Annotated in this window: 14 protein-coding genes; 7 read left to right on the top strand and 7 right to left on the bottom strand. The window is 69.8% G+C overall.

Annotated features, from left to right (window positions below):
• Positions 1–47: 47 nt before the first annotated feature.
• Genes recD through recC form a run of 3 tightly spaced genes read right to left on the bottom strand, consistent with a single transcriptional unit; the run spans position 48 to position 8,946 of the window.
• Positions 48–1,928, bottom strand: a complete 1,881-nt coding sequence (gene recD, locus BLS66_RS11125; protein ID WP_074725872.1) for an exodeoxyribonuclease V subunit alpha — start codon at positions 1,926–1,928, stop codon at positions 48–50.
• A complete protein-coding gene (gene recB, locus BLS66_RS11120) occupies positions 1,925–5,605 on the bottom strand; it encodes an exodeoxyribonuclease V subunit beta (RefSeq protein ID WP_074725871.1) in 3,681 nt (1,226 codons plus the stop codon). The genes recD and recB overlap by 4 nt, the downstream gene beginning before the upstream one ends.
• Positions 5,602–8,946, bottom strand: coding sequence for an exodeoxyribonuclease V subunit gamma (gene recC, locus BLS66_RS11115; RefSeq protein ID WP_074725870.1), 3,345 nt, complete (start codon positions 8,944–8,946; stop codon positions 5,602–5,604). The genes recB and recC overlap by 4 nt, the downstream gene beginning before the upstream one ends.
• A 189-nt stretch (positions 8,947–9,135) precedes the next feature.
• Between recC and BLS66_RS11110 the strand changes: the two genes are divergently transcribed.
• The 6 genes from BLS66_RS11110 to BLS66_RS11085 are packed head-to-tail and all read left to right on the top strand — an operon-like array spanning position 9,136 to position 13,235.
• Positions 9,136–9,924 carry an ABC transporter ATP-binding protein gene (locus BLS66_RS11110; RefSeq protein WP_074725869.1) on the top strand — a complete coding sequence of 263 codons (789 nt, stop codon included), beginning with the start codon at positions 9,136–9,138 and terminating at the stop codon, positions 9,922–9,924.
• Positions 9,924–10,673, top strand: coding sequence for an MlaE family lipid ABC transporter permease subunit (locus BLS66_RS11105; RefSeq protein WP_005414955.1), 750 nt, complete (start codon positions 9,924–9,926; stop codon positions 10,671–10,673). The genes BLS66_RS11110 and BLS66_RS11105 overlap by 1 nt, the downstream gene beginning before the upstream one ends.
• Positions 10,674–10,732: 59 nt before the next feature.
• Entirely contained in the window at positions 10,733–11,257 is a 525-nt protein-coding gene (gene mlaD, locus BLS66_RS11100; RefSeq protein ID WP_049468358.1) for an outer membrane lipid asymmetry maintenance protein MlaD, read from the top strand.
• Positions 11,254–11,916, top strand: coding sequence for an MlaC/ttg2D family ABC transporter substrate-binding protein (locus tag BLS66_RS11095; protein WP_049468359.1), 663 nt, complete (start codon positions 11,254–11,256; stop codon positions 11,914–11,916). Before mlaD ends, BLS66_RS11095 begins: the two co-directional genes overlap by 4 nt.
• The gene (locus tag BLS66_RS11090; protein WP_049468361.1) at positions 11,906–12,217 is read left to right on the top strand and encodes an STAS domain-containing protein; all 312 of its coding nucleotides are present in this window, start codon (positions 11,906–11,908) and stop codon (positions 12,215–12,217) included. Before BLS66_RS11095 ends, BLS66_RS11090 begins: the two co-directional genes overlap by 11 nt.
• Position 12,218: 1 nt before the next feature.
• Positions 12,219–13,235: an MlaA family lipoprotein gene (locus BLS66_RS11085; RefSeq protein ID WP_074725868.1), complete on the top strand. Its 1,017-nt coding sequence runs from the start codon at positions 12,219–12,221 to the stop codon at positions 13,233–13,235.
• Between the two features lie 84 nt (positions 13,236–13,319).
• On the opposite strand, the gene BLS66_RS11080 is transcribed toward BLS66_RS11085, so the two are convergent.
• The 3 genes from BLS66_RS11080 to BLS66_RS11070 all read right to left on the bottom strand — a co-directional run bounded on the left by BLS66_RS11080 (position 13,320) and on the right by BLS66_RS11070 (position 16,019).
• Entirely contained in the window at positions 13,320–13,865 is a 546-nt protein-coding gene (locus tag BLS66_RS11080) for a glutathione peroxidase (RefSeq protein ID WP_053461715.1), read from the bottom strand.
• Between the two features lie 137 nt (positions 13,866–14,002).
• Positions 14,003–14,398, bottom strand: a complete 396-nt coding sequence (locus BLS66_RS11075; protein WP_074725867.1) for a hypothetical protein — start codon at positions 14,396–14,398, stop codon at positions 14,003–14,005.
• Between the two features lie 70 nt (positions 14,399–14,468).
• Entirely contained in the window at positions 14,469–16,019 is a 1,551-nt protein-coding gene (locus tag BLS66_RS11070; protein ID WP_074725866.1) for a DNA recombination protein RmuC, read from the bottom strand.
• Positions 16,020–16,064: 45 nt separating this feature from the next.
• Between BLS66_RS11070 and BLS66_RS11065 the strand changes: the two genes are divergently transcribed.
• The gene (locus tag BLS66_RS11065; protein ID WP_074725865.1) at positions 16,065–16,667 is read left to right on the top strand and encodes a glutathione S-transferase family protein; all 603 of its coding nucleotides are present in this window, start codon (positions 16,065–16,067) and stop codon (positions 16,665–16,667) included.
• 67 nt (positions 16,668–16,734) lie between these two features.
• Here the strand turns inward: BLS66_RS11065 and BLS66_RS11060 are convergent, their stop codons facing one another.
• A complete protein-coding gene (locus BLS66_RS11060; RefSeq protein WP_049468374.1) occupies positions 16,735–17,742 on the bottom strand; it encodes a zinc-binding alcohol dehydrogenase family protein in 1,008 nt (335 codons plus the stop codon).
• Between the last annotated feature and the right edge of the window lie 88 nt (positions 17,743–17,830).

Below are 17,830 nucleotides of genomic sequence, written 5' to 3'. Positions count from 1 at the left end.
GATGGGGTCAGGGCCCGTTCCCGGTGGAAACGGGATCCGACCCCGATTCAGAACAAGGTCCCCTGTACTGTGGGCTGTTCGATGCGCGCGGGTTGTTCGGCCACCGCTTCCGCACCCAGCCGCCAGGCCAGGCCACCCAACCGGCTGGCGTGGCGTTTCAATGCGGCCTGCAGCACCTCTGCGCTGCCCGCCACATGCAGCTCCTGGCGAGCACGGGTCAGGCCGGTGTAGACCAGTTCGCGCGACAGCACGCGGCTGTCCTGGCGTGGCAGCTGCAACCACACTTCATCGAACTCCGAGCCCTGTGCCTTGTGCACGGTCATCGCAAAGGCGCTTTCGTGCGCGGGCAGTGCTGCGGGGTGGAAGGCGCGCGGCTGCTCGACGGTGTCGCCGGGGAACCAGGCGACCATCGCGCCGCTGCTGTCGCGCAGGCAGATGCCGATATCGCCGTTGAACAGGCGGTGCCGGTAGCTGTTCTCGGTCACCAGCAGCAGGCGGCCCTGGAAGTAGCCCGGGGTGTTGCCCGCCAGCAGCTGCTCGATGCGGCTGTTGAGGCCACGCGCGCCCTGCGGGCCTTCGCGCAGCGCGGTCAGCACGCGCAGTCGCCCGGCCTGCTGCAGGGCATGCACCGGATCGGCGGCGTCGGCCAACGCACGCCAATGGCCCAGCAGGTGCTCGCGCTGGCCGCGCAGCGGGTCGGCCTCACCTTCGTGGAAATGCACGCCGGCCAGTTCACCGCCGCGCAGCAGCTGCAAGGCGGCGCCGGCCTCACCCTCGCGCACGGCGTCTGCCAACGGGGCCAGCACCAGTGCATCGCTCTGCCGGTACCCACGTTGCAGCTGCACGCGGCGGCCGGCGAAGGCGCGCGGCTCGGCCTGGGGCTGCAGCGTGGACGGCGCCAGCAATCCACGCAGCGCCTGCGCGTCATCGGCGCGGGTGCCGATGCCATCACCGCTGGCACGCAGGATCGCACTGAGCACGTCGCCGGCTTCCACCGACGGCAGCTGGTCGGGATCGCCGAGCAGGATCAGCCGCGTGCCGCTGGCGACCGCGTCAACCAGCTTGGCCATCATCGGCAGATCGATCATCGACGCTTCGTCCACCACCACCACGTCCACCGGCAGCGGATTGTCGGCGTGGTGGCGGAAGCGCGGCGAATCCGGGATCACGCCAAGCAGGCGATGCAGGGTGGTGCCGGTACTGGGCAGTGCCGCGCACAGCGCCGGGTCCACGCCGTGCTCCTGCAGGCGCTGCACGGCCAGCCGCAGGCTCTCGGCCATGCGTTCGGCGGCGCGCCCGGTCGGCGCGGCCAACGCCACCTCGGGCAGCGGTTGGCCGGCATGCCGGGCCTGCGCCGCCAGCAGCAGCAACAGGCGTGCGATGGTGGTGGTCTTGCCGGTGCCGGGGCCGCCGGTGACCAGCGCCAGCGGATGGCGCAGGGTCACGCCGGCGGCGCGTGCCTGGTGGTCCTCGCCGCCCAATGCCTGCGGGAACAGCTGCGCGAACAGCGGTGCCAGCGCGGCCATGTCCGGCGGCGGCAGCGGATGCCGGCCGATGCGCTGCAGCCCGGCCGCCAGCTGCCGCTCGTACTCGCGGTAGCGGCGCAGGTAGAGCAGGCCGTTCTCCAGCACCAGCGGCGCGTCCTCGGCGATGGCATCGGCCTGCTGCGGCGTCGCTACCCACGGTGATGCTCGCAACTGTGCCAGCCAGTCCTGCGCGGCAGGCCATTCGGGCACGCCGTCCAGCAACCGCTCCGGTTGTGCCGGATCAAACCCGGCATGGCCCTGCGACACCGCCAGCGAGGCCAGCGCGGCCGCCACTGCCACGCTGTCAGGGGTATCCGCCCGCAAGCGTTGCAGGCTGGTCGCCAGTGCGTGATCGAGCGTGCGCAGCTGGCCGTTGCGATACAGCTCGTGCAGCAGGCTCATGCGCTGCCCCCCCGCGCACGTGCGGCCAGTTCGGCCTGGGCCTGCCCGCCACCGGCGAACAGCGCATCCAGCGCATCCACCAGCGCGAACGGGAAGCGATCCACGTGCACGCCGTTGCCGGTGCCGTCCAGGCCACGGCAGAACAGGTAGCGGATGCCGCCCATGTCGCGCTCGTAGTCATAGGCCGCGCCCAGCCGGAAGCGCAGCCAGCGGTGCAGCGCCACGGTATAGATCAGCGCCTGCAGGTCGTACTCGCTGTGGCGCATGGCTATGGCCAGCAGGTCCGGACTGTAGCCGGGCAGGCGATTGGACTTGTAGTCGAGCACATACCAGCGACCATCGCGCACGTAGGTCAGGTCGATCATGCCGGTCATCAGCCCTTCCAGGCGGCGGCGTTGGCCGAAGCCGCGCCGGCCACTGGAAACGCCGTGTGCATGCAGCACCTGCAGCAGTGCCGGCACCGTGGTGGGTTCGATGGCGAAATGGAAGTCGATCTCCGCACGGCGCTCGCCTTCGCCGAGGCTGTGCAGGGCTCCGCCTTCGGGCAGCGGCACGGTGAGCGTGTGGCCGACCAGGGGCACCAGCACGGCCACGCCCTCCTCAAGGTCGGCATCGGCGTAGCCCTCGTCGTGCAGCGCCTTGCGCAGCACCTCGGCCTGGCCTTCCGGCGCCGGCAGGCCGGGTTGCCAGCCGGCCCATGCGGCGAAGTCAACGTTCTCCATGGCCTCATGCAGCACGTTGCCGAAGCGGCTGCCCATGAAGCGCGGGTCCACAGGCGTGCTGTCCTCGGCGGCGACGGCCGGCTCCGGCAGTGCCGGTTCCAGCGGCAGTTCCGCGCCCGCGGGTTCGTCGGCGGCGGGCGCCGGCAGCTCGGTGGCCGCCGCTTCGATATCACCGCCAGCGCCGGCATCGGCATGCGCCAGCTGGGTGAAGCTGTATACCCACCAGTCGTGCGGCACGCGCCGGGTCAGTGCCCGCACTGCCGGAAGGTCGCCTTCCACTTCAGCCGCCAGCTGCGGCAGCGTGGCCGGGACCTCGCTGTCGTCGATGTGCACGTCGGGATGCGAGCGCAGCACCTGCAGGTCGCCCAGCAGCGGTGCCAGCCGGGTCTTTCGCAGCCCGGCCAGATCGCCCACGGCGATCCACAGCGCGTGCTCGGCGCGGGTCAGGCCGACGTACAGCAGGCGCGCATCCTCGGCGCGCTGCTCGCGCTCGCGCTGGCTGCTGGCTGCTTCCCAGGCGTCGTCCTTGCCCAGCTTCCAGTGCAGCTGGCGCTGGCCATCGACGTGCACGGTGCAGTGCGACGCGGTGTTCGGTGCACCGCCGTCGATGCCGACGAAGGGCAGGTACACCAGCGGATACTCCAGGCCCTTGCTCTTGTGCAGGGTGATGATCTGTACGCGGCGTGCATCCGATTCCAGGCGCAGCAGCTGCTGCTCGTCATCCTGGTCGGCGCTGGCCATCTGGCCCTGCAGCCAGTCCAGCAGGCCATGCATGCCCAACGCCTGCGCCGAGGCCTCCTGCAACAGTTCGCCCAACTGCAGGTAGTTGGTCAGGCGGCGCTCACCGTCAATCAGCGCCAGCAGGCGTTCGCCCTGTGCGGCACAGACATCGGCAATCACCGCGAAGGGTCCGCCGCGCTGCCAGCGCTCACGCCAGTGCAGCAGCTGCGCCTGGAACCCGCGTTGCAGGTCGCCCTCGCGCTCCATCGCCGCGATCGCGCTGGCCCGCTGGCCGAGCAGCACGGTGGCCAACGCCGCGCGAAGGCGGCCCTCGTCGGCCGGTTGCAGCAGTGCCAGCAGCAACGCACGCAGATCGCGCGCTTCGCTGGTGGCGAACAGGCTCTGCTTGCCGGCCGCCACCGCAGGAATGCCGACCGCCGCCAGCGCGCGCTGCACCAGGGTGGCCTCACGGTGCGAACGCACCAGCACGGCCATGTCGCCCGGCTGTACCGGCCGCCCGCGCAGCAGCGCCTTGCCAGCCCGCGCATCGACCAGGGTCTGGTGGATCGCGGCCACGCACGCCCGCGTCGCTGCATCGCGCGAGGCGTCGGCACTCATCGCCTTGTCGGACCCGCTGCGCAGCACGCGCAGGGTCAGCGCCACCGCAGCATCGCCGTGGCGCAGGTAGTCCGAATCGGTGCGCACGCCGCCGGGACGCACCGGCTCGAACTGGATGTCGGGTTCGAGGAAGGCGTCGTCGCCACCGTTGTCGTACAGCGCCTGCAGCGCACGCAGCACGGCCGGTCGCGAGCGGAAGTTCTGGTCCAGCACCGGCGCCTGCTGCGCGACCTGCTTGGCCTTCAGGTAAGTGTGGACATCACCGCCGCGGAAGCCGTAGATCGCCTGCTTCGGGTCGCCGATCAGGAACAGCGCCGGCGCCAGGCCGAGTTCGCGCACCTCCGGCGAATCGCCGAACACGCTGTGGAAGATGCCCCACTGGCGATCGTCGGTATCCTGGAACTCGTCGACCAGCGCGATGCGGTACTGCGCGCGCAGCTGCCTGACCAGCGCCAGCCGCTGCTGGCCTTCCAGGGCTGCGGCCACGCCATCGATCAGGTCGTCGTAGGTCTGAACCCGGCGCGTTCGCTTCAGCGCCTGCAGGCGCTGCGCGGCTTCTTCGCGCAGGCGGTGCAGGAAGGCCAGCGCGCTGTCCCGCAGCCAGGCATCGCGTTCGGCCAGCAGCGCGACATAACGCGCCAACGGTGCCTGCAAGGGCGACGACGGTGTCCGATCGGCAAACTTCTTGTTGGTCTTGTCGGCCAGCACGTCCGGCAGCAGTGCCGGCAGGCGATCGCTGGCCAGCAGTTCGCGGGGATCGTCGCGCTCGGCCCAGGCCAGCAGCTGCCGGCCCAGCGGGTGCAACCAGCCCAGCTTGTAGGACACGCCGTTGATCCACTTGTTGTCGACCGCATCGCAGAGGTCGATGAAGAACTGCTCGCCGTGCTCGCGCACGCTTGCGGACAGCACTGCCGCCGCGTGCTGCAGGGCGGCCTGCGGGTCGGCCAGCGTCACTGCCTGTAGCAACGGGTGCAGCGGCGGCGCGCCCAGCAGCGCGCGCAGGTCGGCCGCCAGCGCGTCCGGGTTGGACCAGAGCCAGGTCAGCGGCTCCAGCGTGGCCGGATCGTTGGCATGCACGCGCCACAGGTCGGCCGCAAGCTCTTCCAGCAGCTCGCGGTCGCTGGCCAGCAGCTCCGGTGGATCGAACGTGTGACCGCTTTCCAGCGCGTGCTCACGCAGCACGCGGGTGCAGAAACCGTGGATGGTGAAGATCGCGGCCAGATCGATCTCGTCGGCCGCCACCTGCAGCCGGCGCTTCAGCGCGGCCGGGCTCTCGCTGCCACTCCGCAGGTGGCGCTGCAGCACCTCGCGGGTCAGCCGCACGTCCGGCGCTTCGCCCTCGGCCGGTTCCAGATCGACCAGGCGCGCAGCCAGCGCCAGGCGCTCGCGGATGCGCTTGCGCAGCTCCTGGGTGGCGGCATCGGTGAAGGTGACCGCCAGGATCTGGCCGATGCGCAGACCCTGCTCCACCACGAGGCGGGTGAACAACGTCGCCAGGGTGAAGGTCTTGCCGGTGCCGGCGCTGGCTTCGATCAGGCGGATGCCGTCCAGCGGCAGGGCCAGGTAGGGATCGCCAGCCATGCGCTGAAGTCCTTCGTCTGCCATGGAGGTATTCATCCGCTGCCCTCCTGGCTGGCGGCGGCAAGCGCGCGGCCTTCGCGCACGGCGCTGAAGACCACCTGGCTGTTGCGCAGCAGGTCGGCGTAGCCCGCGTCGGTGGCGAAGGGGTCGGCACCGCGCAGCAGCAGCTGCCAGGCGTCGCTGCGCGATTCGCCCCACGTGCGGTCACTGCCGTGCCACTGCTTCCAGCCTTCGCTGCGCTGCTTCTCACCTGCCGTGGTGTACAGCACCCAGCCGGTATACGGGGCAAAGCGCAGCGGTTCGCGCAGGCCGCGCCGGCGCAGCTGCAGCAGCGCGCGCAAGGCCGCACGTGCTGCGGGAACATTCAGTGCCGGCAGCACGTGCGGGCCCGGGCCGTTGTCGCCGCCATCGTAGAACTGCACCAGCGGCAGGGCGTCGCCAGCCGCGTTGGCCAGCAGCCAGTCCAGGCCCTGGCGGATCACCGCATTGCCATTGAGCGGGCCGGCGCGCAGACGCACCAGTCCTGCGGGATGCCGATCGGCCACGCGGCCATGCAGGCGCACGCCGTCGATCTCGACCTCGTAGCGGCGGCTTTCCAGCGGTTCGCCCTGCATCCAGCCCAGCAGCGCGCTGGCATACGGGCGGGTCTTCAGCTGTTCGGTGTCGAACTGGCGCTCGCCCAATGGACCCGACGGCAACAGGCCACGCGCGCGCAGCCGCGGGTACAACGGCTCGGTATCGCCGCTGAGCGTGGCACGCACCACCGCCGCCTGCACGCTGCGCTTCTCCGGGCCGCGCGAAGACAGCACCAGCGGTTCCAGGTCATCGACTTCCTCGACGTCGTCGGCCAGGCGCAGGCCCAGCGACTGTGCGAGGAACTGCCCGGCGGGATCGCACAGGAAACGACGCAGGGTATCCAGCGCGACGTCGTCTTCCACCGCATCGTCGAGCGGCGGCGGCAACGGTGCATCGAACCACGGCTGCAGGTCGCCCCGCTGGCCGCTGAGGCGCCCGGCCGCCGGGTGCCACTGCCGCCGATAGCTGAAGCGACGCGGATCGCCATCGCCGAAAGCGGCCGGTGAGAACGGCTGCAGGGCATGGCGCACGGTGAAGTCGCGGGCGGCCGCTGGCGGGTCGAGGTGATACGCCGCGGCGGCATCGATCAGTTCACTGACCAGCACCGACGGCTCACGCACGCTGCCATCGCGCGGATCGGCGCCCAGGTAGCTGAGGTAGAACACCTCCTGCGCGGCCGCGAACAGCTGCAGGAATAGGAAGCGGTCGTCTTCGCGGGTGGAGCGGTCGCCGGGTCGGCGGCGCGGCGTCTCCAGCTCGGCGGTGAGCTGGTTGAGACCGGCGGCGGGGTCACGCCGGGGGAAGTCACCGTCATTGAGGCCCAGCACGCAGATCACCCGGAACGGCAGCAGCCGCATCGGCACCATGCGGCCAAAGCTGATGCCACCGGTCAACAACGGCGCGCGCGTATCGGCCTCGCCCAGCACGGCGGCGAAGTGCGCGCGCACCACCTCCGGCGGCACGCCTTCGTCGAAGCCGGCCTTGGCCGCATCGTCGGCGAACTGGTTCAGCAGCTTGCGCAGGCGTTCCAGGGCGCGCTGGCTGTTGGGCGAGCTGGGCGCAGTCGGCAGCAGCGCATCCAGCAACGACAGCAGCCGTTGCCGCCATTGCGCCGGCGTCAGCAGCTCACCCAAGCGGCGCTGATAGATCGCCAGCACGCGCAACAGGCGCAGCAGCCGGTCAAGCGCTTCCAGCGCACCGCCTTCCAGTTCGATCCACGGCGCCACGCCAGCCACATCGGCCTCGCTGCCGGTGGCATGGCCCAGCACCAGCCGGTCCAGCGCGAACTGCCAGGTGTAGGCATCGTCGGCCGGCGCCTGGTGCTGGTTGCGGTGCTTCGCATCCAGGCCCCAACGTGCGCCGGCCTGCTGCAGCCAGCCATGCAGGCGGTCGAAGTCCACCGCTTCCAGGCCCGCCGCCTCGGCCAGCGGGGCGCTGGCCAGCAGGTCCAGCACTTCGTTCAGGCCGAAGCGCGAGACCGGCAGGCCCAGCAGGTGCACGAACACGTCGGCCAGCGGCTCGCCGGCGAGCGGGCTGCTGTCGGCCAGTGCATAGGGAATGTGCTCGTCCTCGCCGCCACGGCCGCCGAACACCGCTTCCAGATACGGCACATAGGGGTCGATGTCCGGTGCAAGCACGGCGATCTCCCGCGCCTGCAGCGGCGGGTCGAAGCGCGGGTCCTGCAGCAGGCTGCGCAGCTGGTCGTGCAGCACCTGCAGTTCGCGCAGGCGGGTATGGCAGGCATGCACCTGCAGGCTGGGATCGTCGCTGCGCAGCCCGTCGCGCAGCTCGCCCGAGGGCAGCGCACGGCGGTGGAACAGATCGCGCTGCAGGCGATGCAGCAGGCTGTCGGACAGGCCGCCTTCGGCCAGCGTCGGCCGGGTGTCGTCCTCCGGATCCGAATACGCGGCAATCTCGCCGGCCGGGTGCACCACCTCGTAGCTGCCCAGCACCGCCATGAAATCGCGCCCGGCCGCTCCCCAGGCTTCCAGCAGCCGGTTCTCGCCCGCAGCTTCGCCGAAGGGATCCGGCGCGCCACTGCGCAGGCGCTCGGCCAGGGTCTGCAGGTCGCCCCAGTACGACTGCACGGGCGTGGGCATGTAGAAATGCAGTTCGCCCACCCGCGCCTGGGTGGCCATCACCCGCAGCACGTCGGGCGAAATGTTGAGCGTCGCGAATGCCGACATGCGCCGCGGCAGGCCTTCCGGCAGCGGCTGGCCAGCGCCCTCGAAACGATCGAGATAGGCCTGGATGCGCCGCGCACGATAGTCGTGGCCACCGGCAATGGTGCGCCAGAGGATGGCCTGCGGATCGGCCGGGTCGGCGCCGGCCTCCCAGCGCAGCAGCCAGTCACGCCGCCAGGCCTGGTACTTCTCGAACACCGAGGCCAGTTCGCCGGCCAGTGCCCAGGGCTTCAGCGCGTCGCCACCGGCAAGATAGGACTGCAGCGCGCGCAGTGCTGGCCGCGCCAGCAATGCCGGGTCGCGCAGTGCCTGGTACAGCTTCCAGTGCAGGCCGGCCGCGTCGAGGTCGTCGCGTTCCCCCGGCACATTGGCGTTCAGTGCACGGGCCACGAACTCGCCCGGGGTCAGGAACTCAAGGTTGGCGGCAACGCCATATTCGGCAGCAAGTGTCGCTTGCAGCCAACGCCGCATCGCCACCTGTGGGATCAGCACCACGTCCGGCGTCAGCAACGGCTGGCCCGGAACCGGCGCACGCACGTTGCGCGCCAGCAGCGCGGCCAGCACGTCCAGGGAATTGGAATGGTAGAGGCGGAAATCGCTGCCCGGGTCACTCATCATGCACAGTGTGCAGCAGAGCAGGCCGTATTCAATGGCTGGCTCATCGCCGGTACGGATTGTTCCGCGCTGCCGGCCGATTGTCCCGGCCTGGCAGGGGCCTTGCCGTGCCACAATACTGGACCGTCCAGTCTGCTTATGTTCAGCCGACGGGCCCGATCCTTCGATGTCTAAAAAACGTTAATGGTGCCCATGTCGGCTTCCACGTCCAGTCTGGTGCAGTTATCCAACGTCCGCATCGACCGGAGCGGGCGCACGATCCTGCGTGACGTGTCGCTGCAGGTGCCCAAGGGCAGCATCACTGCGGTGCTGGGCCCATCCGGCAGCGGCAAGTCGACCCTGCTGGCGGCACTGACCGGTGAACTGCGCCCGGTCGCCGGCGAGGTCACCCTGTTCGGCAAGCCGATCCCGCAGGACAGCGGCGCACTGCTGGAAATGCGCAAGAGCGTGGGGGTGCTGCTGCAGGGCAATGGCCTGCTGACCGACCTGACCGTGGCCGAGAACGTCGCGCTGCCGCTGCGTACCCATACCCGCCTGCCGGCCGCCGTGCTGCGCCGGCTGGTGGAAATGAAGCTGCATGCGGTGGGCCTGCTGGCCGCTGCCGATGCCTGGCCGCGCGAGCTGTCCGGTGGCATGGCACGCCGCGTGGCGCTGGCCCGCGCGCTGGCGCTGGACCCGCCGCTGATGATCTACGACGAGCCGCTGACCGGGCTGGACCCGATCGCTTCCGGCGTGATCATGAGCCTGATCCAGCGCCTCAACCACAGCCTGGGCCTGACCAGCATCATCGTCAGCCACCACGTGCACGAGACCCTGCCGATCTGCGACCAGGTGCTCGCGATCGCCAACGGCGGCATCGTGTTCCAGGGCACGCCCGAGGCGCTGCAGTCCAGCCAGGACCCGCTGCTGCGGCAGTTCCTGCACGGCCAGCCCGATGGCCCCATCCCGTTCGATGCCGCGCCGCGCGCGAGGGTCGCCTGATGCCGTTCGTCCAAGCCACCCGCTCGCTGGGCCGCGCCGGCCTGTTCTCGCTGACCGTGCTGCGTGGTTCGTTGCCGACCCGTGATTTCCTGGCCGAGCTGACCCGCGAGATCTACAAGATCGGCGCGCGCTCGCTGCCGATCATCGCCGTCGGTGGCGCCTTCGTCGGCCTGGTGCTGACCCTGCAGGGCTACCGCACGCTGACCACCTTCGGTGCGGCCGACGCGCTGTCGACCCTGCTCGGCCTGTCGCTGTACCGCGAACTGGCACCGGTGCTGACCGCGCTGCTGTTCATCGGCCGCGCCGGCAGCTCGATCGCCGCCGAACTGGGCCTGATGCGCGCCACCGACCAGATCAAGGCGCTGGAGCTGATGGCCATCGACCCGGTGGCCAAGGCCGTGGCACCGCGCTTCTGGGCGGCGGTGCTGACCGTGCCGCTGCTGACCGGCATCTTCTGCTCGCTGGCGATCAGTGCCAGCTACTTCGAGGCCGTGCACGTGCTGGGCCTGGACAATGGCGTGTTCTGGTCGGCGCTGCGCAACAGCGTCGATTTCTGGGACGACTTCGGCGTGGCGATGCTGAAGTCGGCGATCTTCGGCGGCACCGCCGCGCTGGTGGCCGCCTACGTCGGTTTCCATGCCGAGCCGACCATCGAGGGCACCTCGGTGGCCACCACCCGTGCGGTGGTCAACGCCTCGCTGCTGGTACTGATGTTCAACTTCGTGCTGTCGGCAATGTTGTTCACCTAACCCCTCCACCGGCGGTGCGCAGGCGCGCGCGGCCACCACGACTCGATCAGGTATTCCACATGGCCATCCGCGGTCCCAGACTCGAATTTTCCGTCGGCGCCTTCCTGCTGCTGGCCCTGGCCTCGCTGCTGGTGCTGGCCGTGGCCTCGACCAACCAGCGCTGGAGCTGGGGCAGCCAGGGCTACGAGCTGAAGGCGCGCTTCTCCCAGGTCGGGCAGCTGCGCAAGCAGGCGCCGGTGAAGATCGGCGGTGTCACCGTGGGCCAGGTCGCCGCGATCGACCTGGATCCGGTGAAGTTCGAATCCATCGTGACCCTGCGCATGGACAGCAAGGTCAAGGACCTGCCGGCAGATACCTCGGCCGGCATCTTCACCAGTGGTTTGCTTGGCGAGAGCTATATCGGTCTTCAGCCGGGCGGTGACCCGGACGTGCTGAAGGCTGGCGACGAGATCGTCTTCACCCAGCCGGCGGTGGACCTGATCCAGCTGGTTGGCAAGTACATGTTCAGTGGCGGCGCCGGTGGCGGCGCTGCTCAGAAGCCCAACGATGGCGCGCAGGCGCCTGCAACGGAACCGCAACCATGAAAACGAAACTGATCCCGGCCCTGCTCGCCTCGGCGCTGCTGCTGGCCACGCCGTTCTTCGCCCAGGCCCAGGCCGCCGCCCCCGCTGCCGCTGCGACGCAGGGCCAGGCCGGCAAGGTGGTGATCGATGCCAGCACGCGCATCCTCAACACCCTGCAGCAGCGCCGGAGCGAGTTCGGCAGCAACCCGGCCAGCCTGCGCAGCTACATCGACAGCGAGCTGAACCGCACCTTCGACCGCGACTATGCCGCGCGCCTGGTGCTGGGCCCGCACGCCCGCGGTGCTTCTGACGCGGACATCAAGCTGTTTGCCGATGCCATGGCCGACAGCCTGATGCAGCGCTACGGCTCGACCCTGCTCAACATCCAGGGCAAGCCGAGCTTCCGCCTGAAGGGTGAGAGCCCGCTGCCGGGCAACCGCGGCGTGCGCGTGAGCACCGAACTGGTGCGCGCCGGCAGCGAACCGACCCCGGTCGAGTACTGGATGCGCAACGTCAACGGCCAGTGGAAGATCTTCGACGTCAACATCGAAGGCATCTCCTACGTGCAGACCTTCCGCAACCAGTTCGATACTCCGCTGCGCCAGAAGGGCATCAAGCAGGTGGCCAGCGAACTGCACAGCGGCAGCATGCAGGCCGGGCCCGCGGGCAATGGCAAGTAACGCACTGGCGCTGCTGGAAGGCGACACCCTGCGCCTGCGCGGGGTGCTCGACCGTGCCGCGGTGATCGCGCTGTGGCCGCAGCTGCAGGCCCTGCCGGCCAAGCTGGCACGGCTGGAGCTGGGTGAGGTGGAGCGCGTGGACAGCGCCGGCCTGGCCCTGCTGGCCGAACTGGCGGCCCGTGCGCGCAAGGCGGGCCACCTGCTGGCAATTGCCGGCGCGCCGGCCGGCTACAACGAGCTGAGCGCAGCCTACCGGCTGTCGCCCGACCTGGATTTCAACGCTACTTCTGCTGCGAGCTGACATGAACGTCGTACGCACTTTCCCCCTGATCCTCCTGGCCACCGCCCTGACCGCCTGTGCCGGCAAGCCCGCGCGCAGCGATGCACCGGTCGCCAGCACCGTGGTCGCGGCCAGCACGGTGGCCGAGGCACCGGCGGCAACCGCCGATACCGGCGGCGCCGACGCGACGCCGGTCGCAGCCGAGGCCACTCCACCGGCGCCTTCCGCACCGTCGCCGGCTGCGTCGGCACACGGCGCAGAGACCAGCGCGGCGAAGACCGCAACGGCCACCGCCGCCGGGGGCGACGATGATTTCGACGCCCTGTATGGCGGCACCGGCACCACCAGCAGCGCTGCGGCCTACGATCCGTGGGAACCGTTCAACCGCAAGGTCCACACGTTCAACAATGCGGTCGACCGCGGTGTGGCCCGTCCGCTGGCCACCGCCTATACCCATGTGGTGCCGCGCTTCGCGCGTACCGGCATCAGCAACTTCTTCAGCAACCTGCGTGCGCCGGTGACCATCACCAATCAGCTGCTGCAGGGCCGCGGTGCCGACGCATGGGACAGCCTCGGCCGCTTCCTGATGAACAGCACGCTGGGCATCGGTGGCCTGTTCGATCCGGCCAGCAAGGCGATGGTGCCGCGTCGCAATGAAGACTTCGGCCAGACCCTGGGTGCCTGGGGCTGGCGTCGTTCGCGCTACGTGGAGCTGCCGTTCTTCGGCCCGCGTACCGTGCGCGACGTGTTCGGCCTGGCCGGTGACATCCCGTTGTCGCCGATGCGGCGCGTCGAGGAAGACAAGATCCGCATCGGCCTGCAGGGCCTGCAGCTGGTCGACACCCGCGCACAGCTGCTGGCGATCGACGATCTGCGCGACACCGCGGTGGACGAATACGCCCTGGTCCGCGATGCGTGGATGCAGCGCCGCAACTACCAGATCGAGAACGACCTGCGCAGCAAGCGCGACCGCGGCCATGACGATGCCAATTCGCCGATCCCGGTCGATGCGATGCCGATGCCGCAGTGGACCCACTGAAGCCCTGCATCGGCGCATGAAAAACCCCGCCTCGGCGGGGTTTTTCTTTTCCGCTGGGTGCCAACCGCGGCTGGCACGCCTTGCTCAGGCCGCCAGCGCGGCCTCGATGGCCTCGCGCAGGCGTGCATCGTCGGCGGCCACGTCCGGGGCAAAGCGTGCGACGACCTTGCCATCACGGCCGACCAGGAACTTCTCGAAGTTCCACAGCACCGCCGGTGCCGGATGGATCGGGATCTCCTTGCTGGCCAGGCGCTCACGCAGCGGGCCTTCGCCGATCGACTGCGGCTGCGCGGCGGTCAGCTGCTGGTACAGCGGGTGGGTATCCTCGCCGGCCACGCTGATCTTGGAGAACATCGGGAAGCTGACGTCATAGGTGAGCTGGCAGAACTGCTGGATCTCGGCCTCGCTGCCCGGCTCCTGGCCGAGGAAGTTGTTGGCGGGGAAGCCCAGCACTTCCAGGCCCTGGGCGTGCTTTTCTGAATACAGCGCCTGCAGGCCTTCGTACTGCGGGGTCAGGCCGCACTTGGAGGCGACGTTGACCAGCAGCAGCACCTTGCCCTGGTAGTCGGCAAGCGAGGACGGCTGGCCGTCGATGGTGGTGAGGGGAATGTCCTGGATCGGGGTACTCACGCGGGGGCTCCGGCTACGTCGGGAAATGGCCGACCAGCATAGCGCTGCGCGATGCCGGTCGTGCCGGCTGCTGGCCGGGAATCGTGCGACCGTTCGCACGGGTTCATGAGGCTGCCGGCCAGCGGCCGGCGCGAGGATCAGTCCACGCAGAGCGTGCCCTGCGCCTTGCCGTCGTCGATGCGCTGGCGGCAACCGAAGTTCTGGCTGGCATCACGCTGGCAGGTGCCTGTCGCCACGACGCCGGCCACCCCCTCGCCCGTCGCCAGGCACTGGCCGATGCAGTCGCTCTTGCGGCTGCAGGCCTTGCCGGCATCGGCATAGGGAATCACGCACTGCTCGCGCTGCAACCGGCCGAGCCGCTGCAGGGTGCCACCGGCAGCCTGGCAGTCGACGTCGCGCGCTTCGCGATAGGCCTCGGCGGCTTCAGGGCTGGTGGCCGTGGCCTGCGCGGTCGTGTCCACGCTCGGTGGCGCGCTGCTGCAGGCAGCAAGCAGTGCGGTCAGGACAAGGCTGGTGCAAAGGGGCAGGCGCATCGTGGTACCGGATCAGGCGGGCAGGCCGCCAGCATACGCATCGGCGATGCAGGCGGCGTGTCGGCGCCGGTCAGGTCTCCTCGCCGTCGCTCGCCTCTTCCTCGGCCGTGGCATCTCCCTCGGCCAGGTCGCCCAGCAGCGACTGGGCCTGCTCGGCAGCCAGCGACTCGACACCCCGCAGGCGCCGTTCGATGGTGCGCGTCTTGCGGCTGGCCTCGCCGATGCTGCGCCCGACGGTGGTGATCTGCTTCTCGGCCTTCTCCAGGATGCCGGCGAACTTGCCGAACTCGCTCTTCACTGCGCCCAGCAGGCTCCATACCTCGCTGGAGCGCTGCTCGATGGCCAGCGTGCGGAACCCCATCTGCAGGCTGTTGAGCAGCGCGGTGACCGTGGTCGGCCCGGCCACGACCACGCGGTGCTCGCGCTGCAGCAGATCGACCAGTCCCGGGCGCCGGATCACTTCGGCGTACAGCCCTTCGGTAGGCAGGAACATCACTGCGAAATCAGTGGTATGCGGGGGTGCGATGTACTTGTCGCAGATCGACTTGGCCTGCACGCGCACCGCGCGCTCGAGCTGGATGCCCTGCAGGCGCACGCCCTCGGCGTCGCCCTGCTCCTGCGCGTCCAGCAGGCGCTCGTAGTCCTCGCGCGGGAACTTGGAGTCGATCGGCAGCCACACCGGGGTATCGCCGCTGCTGCGTCCCGGCAGGCGTACCGCGATGTCGACCATCTCGCCGCTGTCCGGCCGCACCTTCACCGCACGTGCGTACTGCTCCTGGGTGAGTGTCTGCTCAAGGATGTTCTCCAGCTGCACTTCGCCCCAGCTGCCGCGGTTCTTGACGTTGGTCAGCACGCGCTTGAGGTCGCCGACGCCGGTGGCCAGCTGCTGCATCTCGCCGAGGCCACGCTGCACCTGTTCCAGGCGCTCGGAGACAAGCTTGAAGGAATTGCCCAGGCGCGTCTCCAGCGTGGACTGCAGCTTCTCGTCCACGGTATGGCGCATCTGCTCCAGCTTCTGCGCGTTGTCGTTCTGCAGCGCGCGCAGCTGCTCTTCCAGCGTGGCGCGCATCTCGGCGATGCGCTGTTCGTTGCGCTGGGTCAGCTCCTGCAGGCGCAGGCCGAGGCTTTCGGTCAGGCGCTGCTGCGACTGCGCGCCTTCCTCGCGGCCCTTGCGTGCGTCATCGACCAGGGTCTGGCGCAACGCACCCAGCTGGGTATCGGTACGTCCGGTGAGTTCCTGCAGCTGCTGGCCAAACGCATGGATGCGCGCCTCCTGCTGCTGGCCGAAGGCCTCCAGCTGGCCCCGCAGCTCCTGCAGGCGCTGTCCCGTCAGCGCGGCGCCGCGCTGCTGGCTGTCGGCAGCCTCGGCACGCGCCTTGCGCGCATCTTCGCCCAGCGCTTCGCGCAGCAGGTCCAGGCGCTGGTCGGTACGGGTGGACAGATCGGTCAGCGCGCGGGCGAAGCCATCGAGCTGTTCGCGCAGCTCGCTGCGCCCGGACCGTGCCTCCTCGCGCACCGCCTGTTCCAGGCGGTCATGCGGGGGGCGGCGCAGCAGGGCGACCAGTTGCAGGATGAGCACGGCCAACAGCAGGCCGGCAATGAGCAGGGATTCGGTTTGCATGCGGCAAGTGTAGGCTTGCCCAGTCTCAACTGCTGCGCCAGGACCATGCTTGCCCTGTACGGAAAGCCCACCTCCATCAACGTGCGCAAGGTGCTCTGGCTGTGTGCCGGCCTCGACCTGCCCCTGCACCACGAGCCTGCGCCACCCGCGGACCTGCTGGCCACCCTGAACCCGAACCGGCAGGTGCCGGTCCTGCGTGATGGCGAGTTCGTGCTGTGGGAGTCCAACAGCATCTGCCGCTACCTGGCGTCCCGCGCGGGCCGTGACGACCTGCTGCCCCGCACGGCACAGGGTCGTGCGCGGGTCGAGCAGTGGATGGACTGGCAGGCCAGCGACCTCAACAGTGCCTGGCGGCACGTGTTCATGGCACGCGTGCGCCAGCATCCGGACTACCCGGACGATGCCCGCGCCGAGGCCAGCCTGGCCCAGTGGAACCGCTTGATGGGCGTGCTTGATGCCCAGCTGGCCGCTGGCGGCTACGCCGCTGGCAGCACCTTCACCCTCGCCGACATCGTGCTTGGGCTGTCGACCCAGCGCTGGCGCAGCACACCGGGCCACACGCCGGCGCTGGCACACGTGGGCGCCTGGTTCGAGCGCCTGCGCCAGCAGCCCGGTTTCGCCGAACACGTCGACAACGGCGTGGCCTGAGGCAGGGGTCAGATCCTTTCCCGGGCGGAAAGAAATCTGACCCCAAGGGCGCGGGAACGACCCGGCCTTACCAGCCTTCCAGCACGATCTTGCCCTTGGCGCGGTGGCTTTCCAGCAGCGCGTGGGCGCGCCGCAGGTTGGCCGCGTCGATGCGCCCGAAATGTTCGCCCAGGGTGGTCTGCAGCACGCCGGTATCGACCAGCTCGGCCACCCGGTTCAACAGGTCGTGCTGGCGCTGCATGTCGGCGGTGCGGTACAGCGGCCGGGTGAACATCGACTCCCAGTGCAGCGACAGTGCCTTGCGCTTGAGCGCCATCACGTCCACCTGGCCCGGGTCATCGATCAGGCCGAACTGTCCCTGCGGCGCCAGCAGTTCCACGATCTGCGCGTAGTGCTGGTCGGAATGGGTCAGGCTGGCCACGTGCTGCACCTCGCTGATGCCCAGCCGCGCCAGGCCCTCGGCCAGCGGCAGGCGGTGGTCGATCACATGATGGGCGCCCATCGCATACACCCAGTCCTGGGTCTCCGGGCGCGACGCGGTGCCGATCACGGTCAGCCGGGTCAGCTTCCGCGCCAGCTGCACCAGGATCGAGCCGACACCGCCGGCAGCACCGATCACCAGCAGGGTCTGGCCTTCGCCACCGCCCTCGGGGATGCGCAGGCGGTCGAACAGCAGCTCCCAGGCGGTGATCGCAGTCAGTGGCAGCGCGGCGGCGGCGGCATCGTCGAGGCTGGCCGGCTTGCGGCCGACGCTGCGCTCATCCACCAGCTGGTACTCGGCGTTGCTGCCCGGGCGATCGATGACGCCGGCGTAGTAGACCGCGTCACCGGGCTGGAACAGGGTCACCTCGCTGCCCACCGCGTCGACGATGCCGACCGCATCCCAGCCCAGCACGCGCGGGCCGTCGGTGGCCACGCCGCGGCGGACCTTGGTGTCGACCGGGTTCACCGCCACCGCGCGCACCGCCACCCGCAGGTCGCGCGGGCCGGGCTGCGGCAGGTCCAGTTCAATATCGATCAGGGCCTGCGGATCATCGATCGGCAGGCCGGCGTGGGTGTAGGCAATGGCGCGCATGGCAACGGTCCAGTGGGGAAGGAGGCGACAGGTTGCGCCGCGCGCGCGCCGGCAGAAAGGCGCAGAATCGGGCAGGACTTTCACTCCA

This window comes from Stenotrophomonas pavanii (assembly GCF_900101175.1).
GTDB classification, from domain to species: Bacteria; Pseudomonadota; Gammaproteobacteria; order Xanthomonadales; family Xanthomonadaceae; genus Stenotrophomonas; species Stenotrophomonas pavanii.
The sequence above is the reverse complement of the archived record's forward strand: the minus strand, read 5'-3'. Positions and strand labels throughout refer to the sequence as shown.

Excerpts from the sequence above, each read along its gene's own strand:
- recB (WP_074725871.1), bottom strand. The coding sequence starts at position 5,605 with ATGAATACCTCCATGGCAGACGAAGGACTTCAGCGCATGGCTGGCGAT.
- BLS66_RS11095 (WP_049468359.1), top strand. The coding sequence starts at position 11,254 with ATGAAAACGAAACTGATCCCGGCCCTGCTCGCCTCGGCGCTGCTGCTG.
- recC (WP_074725870.1), bottom strand. The coding sequence starts at position 8,946 with ATGATGAGTGACCCGGGCAGCGATTTCCGCCTCTACCATTCCAATTCC.
- mlaD (WP_049468358.1), top strand. The coding sequence starts at position 10,733 with ATGGCCATCCGCGGTCCCAGACTCGAATTTTCCGTCGGCGCCTTCCTG.
- BLS66_RS11085 (WP_074725868.1), top strand. The coding sequence starts at position 12,219 with ATGAACGTCGTACGCACTTTCCCCCTGATCCTCCTGGCCACCGCCCTG.
- BLS66_RS11090 (WP_049468361.1), top strand. The coding sequence starts at position 11,906 with ATGGCAAGTAACGCACTGGCGCTGCTGGAAGGCGACACCCTGCGCCTG.
- BLS66_RS11075 (WP_074725867.1), bottom strand. The coding sequence starts at position 14,398 with ATGCGCCTGCCCCTTTGCACCAGCCTTGTCCTGACCGCACTGCTTGCT.
- BLS66_RS11060 (WP_049468374.1), bottom strand. The coding sequence starts at position 17,742 with ATGCGCGCCATTGCCTACACCCACGCCGGCCTGCCGATCGATGATCCG.
- BLS66_RS11110 (WP_074725869.1), top strand. The coding sequence starts at position 9,136 with ATGTCGGCTTCCACGTCCAGTCTGGTGCAGTTATCCAACGTCCGCATC.
- BLS66_RS11070 (WP_074725866.1), bottom strand. The coding sequence starts at position 16,019 with ATGCAAACCGAATCCCTGCTCATTGCCGGCCTGCTGTTGGCCGTGCTC.
- BLS66_RS11065 (WP_074725865.1), top strand. The coding sequence starts at position 16,065 with ATGCTTGCCCTGTACGGAAAGCCCACCTCCATCAACGTGCGCAAGGTG.
- recD (WP_074725872.1), bottom strand. The coding sequence starts at position 1,928 with ATGAGCCTGCTGCACGAGCTGTATCGCAACGGCCAGCTGCGCACGCTC.
- BLS66_RS11105 (WP_005414955.1), top strand. The coding sequence starts at position 9,924 with ATGCCGTTCGTCCAAGCCACCCGCTCGCTGGGCCGCGCCGGCCTGTTC.